Raw genomic sequence first — 14360 nt, 5'->3', positions numbered from 1 at the left:
CATTAAATAAAGCATGTATCACATTCTTCTTTAATTCATCAGGAGATGCTAATAATGTACGAAAATGTTCTAAGTCTTTAGAAGTTGTTTTATAAAAATGACTTTATTATCAGTTACCTCTGTAACACCTATCTCTGCCTCCTATAGCTTTTAAAAAATTTCCCATTTTTTTCTCTGAAGTTAAGTGTTGTATAGGCATAATCCTTCTCTATTTTATAAAATTAGAAAGAAAGAGTATATTGCTATAATTTTCAATATAAGAATTTAAATTAATAAATTCTTATATGATTATGTCTTTTTTTAGGAAATTTATTATTTATTCAAAAATTTTTCAGCCTCAAGAGCTGCCATACAGCCTGTTCCTGCAGCAGTTACTGCTTGTCTATAAATTTTATCCTGAACGTCACCGGCAGCAAACACACCTTCTACATTAGTTTTGGTTGTACCTGATTTCGTGATGATATAATTATCGTCATCCATTGCAATTTGTCCAGTAAATAACCCCGTATTCGGTGCATGCCCGATAGCTATAAATACACCGCTACAATTCAATAAACTAATCTCTTTGGTGTGGACATTTTTAATTTTAACTCCGGTAACGGATTTTGGCTTATTGCTACCTACAATCTCATCTACTACATGATCCCAAATTACCGATATTTTAGGATTTTTAAATAATCGATCTTGTAATATTTTCTCAGCTCTAAAACTATCTCTTCTATGCACTATAGTAACTTTGCTAGCATGATTGGTTAAGTATAAAGCTTCTTCTACTGCACTATTCCCTCCCCCTACTACAACTATTTCTTGATTCTTAAAAAAGAAACCATCGCAAGTAGCACATGCCGAAACACCAAACCCCATAAATTCTTGCTCCGAAGCTATACCCAGCCATTTTGCTTCCGCACCAGTACAGATGATTATACTTTCTGCTGCATATTCATTTCCTGATCCTGTAAATACTTTAAAAGGCCTCTTTGATAAATCCACTTTTTCTACATAATCACTAATAATTTCTGTACCGACATTTTTAGCCTGCATAGACATCTGCTCCATAAGCCAAGATCCTGGCACTGTTTCTGCAAATCCGGGATAATTCTCAACATCGGTGGTAATTGTAAGCTGCCCACCTGGCTGCATACCATTAATTAATATTGGTTTTAGAGCGGCTCTAGCCGTATAAATAGCGGCACTTAGACCAGCAGGACCTGAACCTATTATTAGTACTTTAGTAGTAATTTTCATAATTATTATTTGTTAATTAATTTAAATGATCTCTGTATCATTCCAGCGTAGGCAGGAATCCAGCATAAAGCAAGATAAATCGAGTTTTTAATTTCAAAAATTTGCTGTATTTAATATCTTTTGTTTCTGGATTCCTGCTTGCGCATGAATGACATAAGAGCCCTGCAATAAAGCCCTTCACCCCTCGCAATGACGATTTAATATCCACGCAGAAATGACCTCAAGACTTCTTCTCTAACCAAGATTTGATATAGTTAATTTCTTCAAAATTCATTAGGGAAGGAGCATGACCGGCATATTTTATTTCATAAAGATCAAAAATTTTTGTTTCTTGCATCTTTTTAACAGTAGATTTTGTTAAAATTTGAGATTTCATCCCATGAATTACTAATATTCTACATTTTATTTTATTCCATACGGACCATAGTTTAACATCTTCTTGATTACTAGCATTTTTCATTCCTTTTGTTATAGCAGGATCATAATTCATTTTATATTTTCCGCCGAATGTAGAAATTACGCTATATTTTGTTAAATAATCCCAATCTTCTTCATCTTTAATACCGATTTGTGCATAAATAAGTTTTAAATGTTCTTTTGCACTAGCCAAATCATCTAAGAGTATCGTTTTTTTAGCATAACCTCCAATTTTCATTAAAGGAGCAGCATCAATAAACGCCCCTATATCATTTAATATTAAGGCTTTAAAAATATTTTTATATTTACTGGCAAGTACCATACCTATAATACCGCCCATTGAAGTACCGAGCCAAATAGGATTTTTGATATTTAGCCTTTTAAAAAAAAATAACGTATCTTTAATATAAGTCGTATAGTTATAATGATTAGCTTTTTTAAAATTTTCACTATCACTACGACCGGGATAATTTATTGAAATTACTCTATAATTTTTACTCAACTCTTTAGCTATTTTATCAAAATCATGAGCATTTCTAGTTAAGCCGTGAGCACATACTATTATATTTTTATTTTTAGGATCACCGAATTCCACATAAGAAATTTTATGTTTCGGTATATATTGAAGAGGTAATAAATTAATATAGGGACCAATTTTTATTGAATTAATTTTCATATGAACCTATTAATACCAATTTAGAATAAATTTAAAAAAATCATTGTCATCATGTTATTAATTTAAGTCACTTAAAAATATACTGACCATTGTCGGCATATATATAACTACAAAAAGCAAAGATAAAAATACGGTAGCTGCAACTTTCTCAGGATAAAATTTCTGTAAATTCGCTATAACTATAGTATTTGCTGCGAGTGGTGCCGTAGAAAGTAGTTTTAGAGCATTATAGTAATCATTGTTATACCATTTTGTTATAAAATGATCAAACATGATAAATAACCCTACCCCCAAAGGATAGAATAGAAATTTAGCAACAAAAGTAGCAAGAGTAAATTTTATATCAACTTCAAACCTTTGTAGAGACGAAAGAGCAAGCCCCACCATCACCATACCGAGTATTGAAAAAGAACCTTTCATATTATATATAAAATCATCTAAAAAATCTGGTAAAGTAAAACCACAATAACTAAATAAACATCCCAAGAAAAAAGCGTTTAAAATCGGTAATTTTACTACTTTTAATATACTATCGGTGGTATTAGCAAAACTGCGCATACAAATATAAAAGCCGACGGAACATTCATAAATATTAACTCCTATCACCGCCATCATATAAATACTTAATGTATAATCATCGAAAAGTGCTGCAGCTATAGGCAACATAAAATATCCACCATTTGCCGTACCTGCAGACAAAGCTATAATATTACGTGTATGATCCTGCCAAAATTTACCAAAAAAATAATAAGAAAAAAGTGATAAGAGTGTTGCAATTACAAATGTTACGACCGTAACGCTTAATGCCGAAAGTGTTAAAGTTGTACTAGCAGGTATCGTAAAAAATACTATAGGCGATATAAAATAGAATAGTAACGAAGAGATACTATCTCTTTCAACATTTGAATATTTACCTGCTAAAAATCCTATTACTACACTTAATAATACCGAAACGGTTTTAAAAAAAACTATACTAAAGATTATCATGTAATGAGCTAAAGATATAATTACTTATAATATATGAGGTTTTATTTTTTTTCACTAAATTTTGTAAAGATTTTTATTTTATTAATTTTTAATTGAAATATAATCAATATTATGGTATTTAAGATTTGTTGTTTAATATTATATACTCCTGTGAAATGAAGAGTTGAGATACGAAGTTCAACTTGGAAAAAATCAAGGAGTCTGTAAGCCGAGGAGCAGAGCGTATATTTAATACGTGAGCATCCTAGGACTTACAAAGACGACGTAGCAAATTTTTCAAGTTTAACGAGTATATTTATGCAAAATCTATTACTATTATTAATTATATTTTTTTGTTTAAATACCTACTCTAATCCTATGCCGCTTGGTCTTGAATTAAATAAAACTACCAATATAGATCTAACAAAAAAATACAAAATCATCAATAAAGAACCTAATTATTGGCAAGGATATAATTATTATATAGAATCAAATGTAAAAACTATATCTAAAGCTTTAGTAAAATATAATGATTTTAATGTAATAGAAGCCGTTATTTTAACTATAGATAAAAATAAATTTGAAGAGTTTTATAACATTTTAAAAGATAAATATAGTTTAGAAGAAGAAGCTGATAAAGTGATTACTTTCAAGGATGTAGTAATACTTAAATCTTCTGAATTAAAGCCTGAAATAGAACTTGTATATATAACAAACAGTTTTTATAAAGAATGTTTAATAAACTAGATAAACAAGAAAAATTAGAGCGAGAACAGATGAAGAGCTTATTATAGCTATAATCAATCGTCATTGCTAGGAAGCATTGTTGCATGGGTCATTTTATGTCATTCCCGTGTAGGCGGGAATGACATAGAGTAGGTTTTTCGTTCCATGCAACAACGCCACACCTATGCAGGAATAACATAGCTAGCCACTTCAGAAATTATAGGCATATGTAAATCATATTTTTTGATCAAATCTAAAACTAATTTTAATGCTTCTCTTCCTTCTACTAGCTGTTTATATTCCTGTAAAAATTTCTTTTTATCGCTACTAATTCCAAGCTCATAACCAAAATTTGTATTACGTGAACCTAAAGAGTAACAAGTAAGCACTAAATCGCCTACTACTCCTGCCTCTAGCAAAATATCAGAATTTTTGTGCATACCTCCAAAGACCTTAGATAAAGTAATAATTTCTTTTAAGGCAGCGACTATAAGCGTTGCTCTTGCATTCTCGCCCTGCTCATTTGCTAAATCAATTCCACTTTTAATAGCAAAAATATTTTTCAACGCTCCTGCTACCTGTAATGTTACAATATCGCTTGTCATATTAGTAGTAAAAATTTTTGAACTTAGGCTATTAGCTATTTTATTTGCTATATCTATATCTAAACTTGCAATATTTGCCGAAGCCGGTAAATTATTAGCGAGTTCTTTTGCTAAATTCGGACCTGCAAAAAACGCTGTAGAGCTATGTGGTAATAGAGTTTTTAATCTATCAGAAAATAGTTCAGTAGGATTACGGGCAAAGCCTTTTGTTGCGATTAGAAGAGTATTATCTTCAGAAATGCCGTGAGTTTTTAATAATTTTATTGAATCATCAAAAGCATAAGACGGCACTGCAATAATAATTAGCTCAAAATCCTTAATTACACTTAAGTTTGTAGTAGCCTGTAAATGAGCAGGTAACTTAATATCCCCTAAATATTTTATGTTAGTTTTTTTATGTAAAATTTCTTTTGCTATTTCCTCATCACGTAAAAATAAAGTAACATTACTACAGTTTTGTGATGCTAAAGAAGCAAGACTAGTACCGAAACTCCCTCCTCCATAAACAGCAATATTTTTAAATTTATTCATTTGATTTTTTCTTTGTCGCTTGCAAGTTTATGTTTATGTCATTCCTGCGTGGCGTTGCCCGCGTGGACCAGCTTTTTGTCATTGCGAGAAGAATTACATAGTAATTCGACGAAGCAATCCAGTAAAAAATTCTGTAAATCAGAATTTTTTAATTATTTTCCTGGATTGCCGCGTCGCTTCACTCCTTGCAATGATGGCTAGGGTATCCACGCAACAACACCATGCGGGAATGATATAGAACTGGCTTCTCGCACCATACAATAATACCTACTCACAATCACAATTTCACTACTCCACAGTTTTCTCAAGGTTTACTATTATAACGGGTGACTTATTAATTTCTTGTTTTAAGGTTTTACGAATTGTGCCTTTTATTGCTTCGATTACTTGTTCATCCGACAATGCTTTTTTAGCCTGTTTATTTTGAATGGTAACAAGTTCTTTAATATCGTTTTTAATGAGATTAACCAACGCCATATCCTCTTTTGGATCAAGCAGACCAGGCATAGACAGCATTGGGTTTGCAGCAAGCAGCCCTTTTTTATTAATTACTACTGACGCTACCACGATACCCGACTCACGCATACGTCTTCTAGTTTTGAAAATCGGAGATTCTACAGGGAGTAAATAATTACCATCTACAGCTAAATAACCGTTTTCAACCTTTGAAATTACTGTTGCATTATTAGGTTCAAGCAATACTACGCTACCGTTTTCAACCTCTACTGCCTGTTTTATACCGTTTTTCTTAGCAAGCTTAACATGTTCATGAATATGTACAGGCTCGCCGTGAACAGGTATACAAATATTTGGTCTAATTAAAGAATACATTTTGTGCAACTCGTCAATCGATGGATGTCCTGAAACATGCACAAAATGGTCACGTTCGGTAATAACTTCTACACCGGCTTTAACAAATATATTAAATAGTCTGAATATTTTTTTTTCATTACCAGGAATAATTTTTGAAGAAAAAATCATCGTATCCTTAGGAGCAAGTCTTATTGACGGATGAGAATTACTAGCCAGTTTTGTAGTTACTGCCATGGGCTCGCCTTGACAACCGGTAGCAATTACTAATAATTCTTCTCTTCTAAATCTACTAACATCACGTTCACTAATTAGAGGAGAAATATCTTTAAAATAGCCGCTTTCTTGAGCAGCAAGCATCATACGATGCAAACTTCTACCGGTTAAGACTACTTTTCTACCGGCCAGTCCTGCAGCATGAATTATTGTATCAAGCCGTGCTAAATTAGATGCAAAGGTTGAAACTACTACCATTTGAGGGCAGCCGGCTATGATATCTACTAAACTTTTTCTAACATCTCCCTCAGACCCTGAGCTTCCTTTATTAAACACGTTAGTTGAATCACAAACAAGTGCAAGAACCCCTTCATCTCCATAAGACTTTAGAAGCTCCTCATCGACTTTTTTACCAAGTACCGGATCATTATCAAATTTCCAATCTCCCGTATGTAAAATATTACCTGCATCCGTACGGATCATAATTGCTTGCATTTCAGGAGCCGAGTGAGTCAGTGGCACCATCTCTAAGGAAAAAGGCTCTAGACTTATTTTACTACCGGGTTTCACTTCATGAATTTTTATATTTTTAGCAAAATCATATTCATTTAAACGAATTTTTAAAAAATTTGCTGTGAAAGTAGTAGTATAAATAGGACATTTAAGGCTACTCCATAAATATTGTACACCGCCTAAATGATCCTCGTGAGCATGAGTTAAAATCAGACCTACTATATCTTTTTTATATTTCTCTATAAAGCTACTATCGGCAATTATCATATCAACACCAGGTAAGTAGTCATCAGCAAAACCACTACCGCAATCAATCATTAACCATTTACCTTTATAATGATAAAGATTAAGATTCATACCTATTTCATTAGATCCTCCTAGCGGTACAAATAGCAGATCATTTTTATGATTTTTGATGTTGAATGATGACATAATTTAACTTAATATTTATTTTATTACTTTATTCTTATAACTTATTATTAGTTAAGCGTCTATATATTAAAAAAGAAATTCATATAATGAATATAAATAAAATAGCATTGATTTATAACCAAAATTCTAAACATCTAGCTATTATAGAGGAAATAAAAAAACTCTATAATTATTGTAAAATAGAGGAAGCAGAAGTAATTATCGTAATAGGAGGCGATGGAGAATTACTGCATAATATTCACCGCTATATGCATCTTAATATACCTTTTTATGGAGTTAATTTAGGACACCTCGGCTTTTTAATGAATCCTTTAGATACTAAGAATTTATCACAAAATATACATGAAAGTACTGTTTCTATTCTAAATCCTCTGCTTATGCAAGCTGAAGATATAAGCGGTCAAATATATACCGCACTTGCTATTAACGAAGTATCGATATTTCGTAAAACTAATCAAGCGGCTAAGTTTAGAATAGACGTAAACGGAATAGAGAGAATGAGCGAATTAGTAGCAGACGGAGCTTTAATTGCAACGCCTGCTGGAAGTAGTGCTTACAATTTATCTGCCGGCGGTCCTATTTTACCGCTCGAATCAAATATGCTATGCCTAACCCCTATCTGCTCTTTTAGACCGCGTAGATGGCACGGTGCTTTACTGCTTTCATCTGCTACGATTAAATTTAAAATACTTAATACAAATAAACGACCGGTAAATGCTACTGCCGACTTTCAGGAGTTTAATAATATCACAAATGTTACCGTTAAATCTACTAAGGATACGCCTATCAAACTGCTATTTAATAAAAACCATACGCTGGAAGATAGAATTATTAAAGAGCAATTCGGTGGATAATTATTAAAAAATATTAATAATTTTTGACTAAGAATTAAATTAATGTACAATGCCTTGTTAAAAATAACTAGGCATTATATATGAAATTAAAAAAGTCTTCAATGATGTAATAAAATTTGCCGGTGAACATCATCTAGAATTTCATCAAGATTTGTTATAGCTTTAATTGCTCTTTAATAATTCAATATTAAAGAGCAATTTGGCGAATGATTATTAAGATATAATATTTAATGATATTATATCCCCAACTAATTCTTTCCCTAATAATTTTGATAATTCATATTCACTTGCTTCAGTCCAAGTTACAGGCGGCACTTCATTCGGTAAACCGGTATCGTAACGATCATTAAATACTCTGACGGCTTGTTGAGTAATTTGATCAAAAGTGCTTGTAGATTCTACTCCGTAACCATATGCTTTTAACTTTGTTTGTAAAGTATCAAATTGTTCTCCAGTACTATCAGAACTTAATAATATTTTACTCTTTTGATCTTGCGTAGTCTCAAAATATCTACCAAAACCAGCTTCAGCTAATTTTTTCCAAGGAAATTTTGATCCAGAAGCTATATGAGCATTTCCTTCACGGTTTACAGTTACTTCACCAAGACCTACTAAATCATGTTTTAAATCTAAATCCGGATATCTTACTTTTATATCCTTAAGGAATTTACATAACTGCTCTATTTGCTCTTCAGCAAAATCACTTTTTGCATCATTAATAAGCATATTCCCAATACCAAACTTATTAACACTTACTTCTCCTTTCCAACTACTCTTGCCCACATAAAAAGCTTGATCTGTTAAATCATTATGATATTGATATTGCGTTCCATCCTTATCAGTTATGTAATGAACACTTGCACCTTGTGCTTGTAAGGCTTCAAGAGTGGAATTAATATTATCACTTACAGAATAAGTAAAACTACACAGTTAGGTTTTACTCCTTCCGGTCTTGGAGCCATAGATTTACCGTTTGGGCTATTTGTGTTACTGATACCGTTATTATTATCATTTGGCATAATATTTTACTCAAAAGGTTGGCGTAGGTTAATAGCGGCAGATAAAGTACCTTCATCTAGATAATCAAGTTCACCTCCGATAGGTATACCGCTAGCAAGGCGAGAAATTTTAGCAGGATGCTCTTTTAAATATTCAGTAATAAAATACGCAGTAGTTTGACCTTCTAAAGTAGAATTAGTAGCAATAATAACTTCTTTAATATTTTCTGCAAAACATCTTTTAAGTAGTTCAGGTAACCGAAGTACGATAGGATTGTGCCTACTAGCTGCCGATAAATTGTGACCTAGTACATGATATAAACCTTTAAAATTACCGCTACGCTCCATTGCCCATAATTCAGCTACGGTTTCAACAACAGCAATAACCGATTTATCTCTATATTCAGCAGAGCAAATACAGCAAATATTTTCCGTATCCATATTACCACAAATCTTGCATTTTACTATTTTCTTATCTATCTCTACAAGGTGATTAATCAGGCTTTTTAACCTAATATCTTTGTCTTGTAGTAGATAAAGCACTATACGTCTTGCCGACCTACTACCAAGCCCAGGCAATTTAGAAAAAAGATAAATCAGCTGGTCTATTTTATTATCATTTGTTTTATTCATAGTCGGAGTATATATCATTATAAATGAAGAGTTGGTATACAATACGAAGCTCAATTTGGAAAAGAGCAAGGCGTTTTGAAGCTTTTAACCGCAGACTAGTACACAACATAGCCAATTTTTCAAATTCAGCGAGTATATATTAAGACTTAATCACAACTGTTCCGGCTATCTTATCATGCAATGCTTGTTTTTTAGAAGAAAAAAGTATGAAAAAAATACCTATAGGAAAAGTCATATACCCTAAAAATCTTTTAATTAACTGCTTTAAAGTCGGACGCTTTAATGTTACGGCATCTACGACTTTCATACGTAGGAACATTTTACTAAGCGTTGCACCTTTATAATACCAAAGAGTTATAAAATATGAGCCTATTACTAATATATTAGTAGCAAAAATTGAGATATTAAACAAAATATATTGATTAAAATTTCCTGCTTTAAGATATTCATAAAATTCCTGACTCATAACTAAGTTAAACATTTCATTGGGATTATGAAGATTAATGTTATTGCTAAGGAAATAATCATTAAAGAACAACCATAATAAATTAAAAGAACAAAATTGTGATATTGGGATTGCTATAAAGGCAAATAATGATAAATCAAGTGCCGTAGAAAAAATTCGTGCTATAAAATCAGGATAAATAATTTGCTTTTTCATTGCTGGTTACTTTATTTTGGTGTTAGATTAGTAATGGTTGTGGTATGGTGCTATTTTGTCACCCCGTGGCTTGACCACGGTATCCAGTCTTTTTTATTTTTTTCTGGACCCCGTGGTCAATCCACGGTGTAACAAAAGGATCGAGCAATACAACATACATAATCAAAATTCAATATATTACATTTATGAATCAATTTGAAGCATATAGTTTATTATTCGTTGATAGTTTTGTCTCAAATCTTATTATCGGTTTTCAGAATGAATTAATATTTCATTCTATGGAAATGTTTGGAGGCTATAATAGTTTAATAATGCTGTTAGTAGCTATTTGTGCTGCTCTTAGCGGTAATGCAGTCAATTATATTTTTGGAAAAATAGTTTTAAATATCTTTTATGATTCCAAAAATGAACAAAATATCTTAAGATATAAAAGTTTAACAAAATTATATTATAAATATGAGATATTTATAATTTTCTTAATGGCCTTTCCTTTTTGGGGATGCTTTATTTCTTTATTCTCTGGTTTTTTTAAAACAAAATTTCTAAAATTTTTAGGTATTGGTTGTTTGGCAAAAGCATGCTATTATGCTCTAGAATTGTATATATTTTAACTCATGAAAAAATTAACCAAAACTAATTCTCATAGACAACAAAAATTAGCAAGCATTATAAATGAAGCATTAATCGAAATTCTAAGACGTGGTAAAATGCTGGATAGCAGACTTTTTGATTGTCCTCTCACTATTACGAAAGTTATAGTTACTGCTGATCTAAAAATAGCTAATTGTTATTTCTTGCCTTTTAATACTAAACTAACAATAAATGAAATTATGAATGCATTAAATAATTCTAAAAATGCTATCAGAAATTTTATTACTAATAAAATAAATATGAAATTCTCACCTGATATAAGATTTCATTACGATCACGGATTTGATAATGCTATCAAAGTAGAAGAGTTGCTAAAAAATATATAAGTGCTAAGGGATAAACTCAATCATTGAAAACAATAATTATCCGTTATACTAAAAACGCTTAAAAATTAAACTTTAGTACAACAAGCCCTTAGCATAAATGGACTAAAGGCTATAAATGTTTTGCAATGATGGAGTTTAAACATCATTTACAAAACAAAATAATCAAGATATTTTAGTTATCTTTTAATATTTTTTAAACTTTAAGTATAACTCAAATAAAAATAAATCCTTATTTTTATTAAATAACTTTAAAAGATTATTTTTTTATATTAAGATATGGAATAATCTTTTAATAAAAAAAATAGAAAATGTCTCCTCAAATAATAGAGTTATTAATTTTTGCCATTATTGCTTTTTACATTATCAACAAATTAATTACGACTCTCGGTTCTACTTCAGAAGAGGAACAGACAAAGCAAAAATCTTATTTTGGCGAACCAGTTATTAAGAACGTAACTTACAGTACAGTCAAATCTAATAAAGAAGAAAAAAATATTCCAACAGCCCAAGATATTAAAGCTTTTAAAGATATAATAGTGGAACATAATATAACTGCGGTCGTAGATGGACTGGAACAAGTCCATAAACGCCTTTACTCTTTTGATCCGGTTAAATTCATAAATAATGCTAAAACTGCTTTTCAAATGATTATAGAAGCTGCTTATAAAAAAGATTCTAAGGAATTATCTGAGCTGATAGATAAAAGATACTTGGAAGCATTTGAAAAAATAACACCATCCTATGGCAATTTTTTTGACTCATCAGCTTTAAGTGCAAAATATTCAGAAATTTACATGTTTGGTAATAACATCTTTATTAAATTACTATTTCAAGGTAAAAATGTGGTTGACAAAATTGAAAATTTAAAAGAAGAATGGACATTTACACGTAATACTAATACTAAAGAAGTTGATTGGTTTTTAAGCAATATTGAGAGAGTGTAGTTTTTGTCGTCCCGTGCCCCCTTATGTCATTCCCGCGTAGGCGGGAATGACATAAAAAAGAACCTCAATTTAAATAACAAACCATTAGTAATGAGTAAAATTTGCTATATTATAGGCACTATATTAATAATAAGTGTTGGTATTTTTATGTTTCAAAAGCAAACGATAACGGATAACAATCAAATAATCCCAAGAAAAGTTTTATTCGGTAACCCTGATAAAGCAAGGGTTTCTCTAACCCACGACGGTAAATATATTCTATATGTTGCACCGAAAGATGGTGTCTTAAATATTTGGCTAGCCCCATCAGATGATATTAGTAAAGCAGAAGCCATAACCCATGATAAAGGACGTGGTATTTGGTCTTATACTAAAGCTTATAATAATAAAAATATTTTATATACCCAAGATTTTAACGGTGATGAAAATGACCGAATTTATAGCTATAACATAGAGACCAAAGAGACAAAATTACTTACTCCTGAAAGAGGAGTTAAAGCAGGTATAGCTGGAGTGAGCTATAAAAAGCCAAATGAGATATTAATATATTTAAATGAGCGTAATCCTGAATATTTTGATATTTATAAATTAAATCTAGATACTTTAGAAAAAGAACTAATTTATAAAAATGATAGATTTACTGATTATGTAACCGATGAAAATTTAAATTTAAGATTCGGTAATTTACTAGATAAAGACGGAGCCGTTGAATATTATGAATTAAAAGACGGAGAACCTAAATTATATACTAAAATCTCAATGGAAGATTCTTTTAATACTTCTATACTCGGTTTTGATGCTAGCGGCGAAATTCTTTATATGCTTGAGGGGCGTAACCGCAATACTTCAGCCCTTAAGGCGATAACACTCGCTACAGATAATGAAGAAATATTAGCTGAAGATCCAAAAGCCGATATCGGTTTGTTTGCTATGCATCCTACCAAACAAACTCCGCAAGCAGTATCCATAGACTATGATAGAGTTTCATATAAAATATTAGATAAAGAGATTGAAGATGATATGAAATATCTGCAGGCTCTTGATCGCGGTGATTTAATTATCAATAGTAGGACATTAGACGACAAAACTTGGATCGTTGCTTATATGGCTGATAATGCACCGGTGAAATATTATAAATATAATAGGGCAAATAAAAAAACCGAATTTTTATTTACTAATCGCAAAGAACTTGAGCAATATAATCTTGCTAAGATGATACCGGTAATTATCAAGTCACGTGACGGGCTTGATTTAGTTAGCTATATCACTTTTCCAAATGATGTAAAGCTTGATGAAAATAATATTCCTGATAAAAAAGTACCGCTAATAATTAATGTTCATGGCGGACCGTGGGTTCGTGATAGCTGGGGATACAATCCTGAGCATCAATGGCTTGCAAATCGTGGTTACGCAGTTTTAAGTATAAATTACCGTGGTTCTACCGGTTTTGGGAAAGATTTCTTAAACGCTGGTAATTTAGAATATGCCGGTAAAATGCACACCGATTTAATTGACAGTGTTAACTGGGCTATTAAGAATAATATAGTTGATTTTGACAAAGTTTGTATTATGGGCGGAAGTTATGGAGGTTATGCAACGCTTGTAGGTCTTACCATGACCCCTGACATATTTGCTTGCGGTGTTGATGTGGTCGGTATGTCTAATTTATTAACTCATGTGCAATCTAAAGCTCCTTATATGACACCATTGTTAAGTATATATAAAACACGTATAGGACCTTGGGATACTGAAGAAGAAAAAGAGTTTTTAAGACAAAGATCACCGATTAATTTTGTTGATAATATCAAAAAGCCTTTATTTATAGCACAGGGTGCTCACGATGTGAGAGTCGTACAGGCAGAATCAGAACAGATTGTAAACAGCATGAAAGCAAAGTATATACCGGTAGTTTATGCACTTTACAAAGATGAAGGACATGGCTTTGCAAAACCAGGTAACAGAATCTCATATTACGCTCTTGCCGAACAGTTTTTAGCTAAGATTTTAAAAGGAAGAGCAGAAGCAATAGGAGATGACTTAAAGAATGCTAATCTCATTCTGAATGATAAAGAAAAAATTAGCAGCGAGGAAGCGGAAAAGATTATAGATACAGCAATTGGGAATTGATATCCTTGCGTCATTGCGAGCAGTCATAA

At 31.5% G+C, this 14360-nt stretch carries 13 protein-coding genes and 1 pseudogene; 6 read left to right on the top strand and 8 right to left on the bottom strand.

What is annotated here, in order from left to right; translation table 11 throughout:
* Nucleotides 1-312: 312 nt before the first annotated feature.
* The 3 genes from trxB to A452_RS0102855 all read right to left on the bottom strand — a co-directional run bounded on the left by trxB (nt 313) and on the right by A452_RS0102855 (nt 3325).
* Entirely contained in the window at nt 313-1245 is a 933-nt protein-coding gene (gene trxB / locus A452_RS0102865; RefSeq protein WP_014412773.1) for a thioredoxin-disulfide reductase, read from the bottom strand.
* Between the two features lie 220 nt (nt 1246-1465).
* Entirely contained in the window at nt 1466-2338 is an 873-nt protein-coding gene (locus A452_RS0102860) for an alpha/beta fold hydrolase (protein WP_014412774.1), read from the bottom strand.
* Nucleotides 2339-2395: 57 nt separating this feature from the next.
* Nucleotides 2396-3325, bottom strand: a complete 930-nt coding sequence (locus A452_RS0102855) for an AEC family transporter (protein WP_014412775.1) — start codon at nt 3323-3325, stop codon at nt 2396-2398.
* A 297-nt stretch (nt 3326-3622) separates the two neighbouring features.
* Between A452_RS0102855 and A452_RS08140 the strand changes: the two genes are divergently transcribed.
* Complete coding sequence (locus A452_RS08140) at nt 3623-4051, top strand: hypothetical protein (RefSeq protein WP_014412776.1); 429 nt, start codon at nt 3623-3625, stop codon at nt 4049-4051.
* A gap of 161 nt (nt 4052-4212) precedes the next feature.
* On the opposite strand, the gene A452_RS0102845 is transcribed toward A452_RS08140, so the two are convergent.
* A complete protein-coding gene (locus tag A452_RS0102845; RefSeq protein ID WP_014412777.1) occupies nt 4213-5166 on the bottom strand; it encodes an NAD(P)H-dependent glycerol-3-phosphate dehydrogenase in 954 nt (317 codons plus the stop codon).
* A 288-nt stretch (nt 5167-5454) separates the two neighbouring features.
* Nucleotides 5455-7137: a ribonuclease J gene (locus A452_RS0102840; protein WP_014412778.1), complete on the bottom strand. Its 1683-nt coding sequence runs from the start codon at nt 7135-7137 to the stop codon at nt 5455-5457.
* 86 nt (nt 7138-7223) lie between these two features.
* Here A452_RS0102840 and A452_RS0102835 point away from each other — a divergent pair, with 86 nt between their 5' ends.
* A complete protein-coding gene (locus A452_RS0102835; RefSeq protein ID WP_014412779.1) occupies nt 7224-7991 on the top strand; it encodes an NAD kinase in 768 nt (255 codons plus the stop codon).
* 213 nt (nt 7992-8204) lie between these two features.
* Here A452_RS0102835 and A452_RS08135 read toward each other — a convergent pair.
* From A452_RS08135 to A452_RS0102820, 3 genes and pseudogenes are all read right to left on the bottom strand, one after another.
* A pseudogene (locus A452_RS08135) lies at nt 8205-9010 on the bottom strand (N-acetylmuramoyl-L-alanine amidase).
* A gap of 6 nt (nt 9011-9016) precedes the next feature.
* Nucleotides 9017-9622 (bottom strand): recombination mediator RecR, encoded by a 606-nt coding sequence (recR, locus tag A452_RS0102825; RefSeq protein WP_014412780.1) that lies wholly within the window; start codon nt 9620-9622, stop codon nt 9017-9019.
* 139 nt (nt 9623-9761) lie between these two features.
* Complete coding sequence (locus A452_RS0102820) at nt 9762-10283, bottom strand: RDD family protein (protein ID WP_014412781.1); 522 nt, start codon at nt 10281-10283, stop codon at nt 9762-9764.
* A 185-nt stretch (nt 10284-10468) separates the two neighbouring features.
* On the opposite strand from A452_RS0102820, the gene A452_RS0102815 reads away from it, so the two are divergent.
* The 4 genes from A452_RS0102815 (at nt 10469) to A452_RS0102800 (ending at nt 14331) form a co-directional block, all read left to right on the top strand.
* Nucleotides 10469-10894, top strand: a complete 426-nt coding sequence (locus tag A452_RS0102815) for a YqaA family protein (protein WP_014412782.1) — start codon at nt 10469-10471, stop codon at nt 10892-10894.
* A gap of 3 nt (nt 10895-10897) precedes the next feature.
* Nucleotides 10898-11260: a 30S ribosome-binding factor RbfA gene (gene rbfA / locus A452_RS0102810; protein WP_014412783.1), complete on the top strand. Its 363-nt coding sequence runs from the start codon at nt 10898-10900 to the stop codon at nt 11258-11260.
* Nucleotides 11261-11568: 308 nt separating this feature from the next.
* Nucleotides 11569-12204 carry a Tim44 domain-containing protein gene (locus A452_RS0102805; protein ID WP_014412784.1) on the top strand — a complete coding sequence of 212 codons (636 nt, stop codon included), beginning with the start codon at nt 11569-11571 and terminating at the stop codon, nt 12202-12204.
* A gap of 90 nt (nt 12205-12294) precedes the next feature.
* Nucleotides 12295-14331 carry a S9 family peptidase gene (locus A452_RS0102800; RefSeq protein ID WP_014412785.1) on the top strand — a complete coding sequence of 679 codons (2037 nt, stop codon included), beginning with the start codon at nt 12295-12297 and terminating at the stop codon, nt 14329-14331.
* The last annotated feature ends 29 nt before the right edge of the window (nt 14332-14360 follow it).

It is taken from the genome of Rickettsia australis str. Phillips (genome assembly GCF_000273745.1).
Classification (GTDB): Bacteria; Pseudomonadota; Alphaproteobacteria; order Rickettsiales; family Rickettsiaceae; genus Rickettsia; species Rickettsia australis.
The sequence above is the reverse complement of the archived record's forward strand: the minus strand, read 5'-3'. Positions and strand labels throughout refer to the sequence as shown.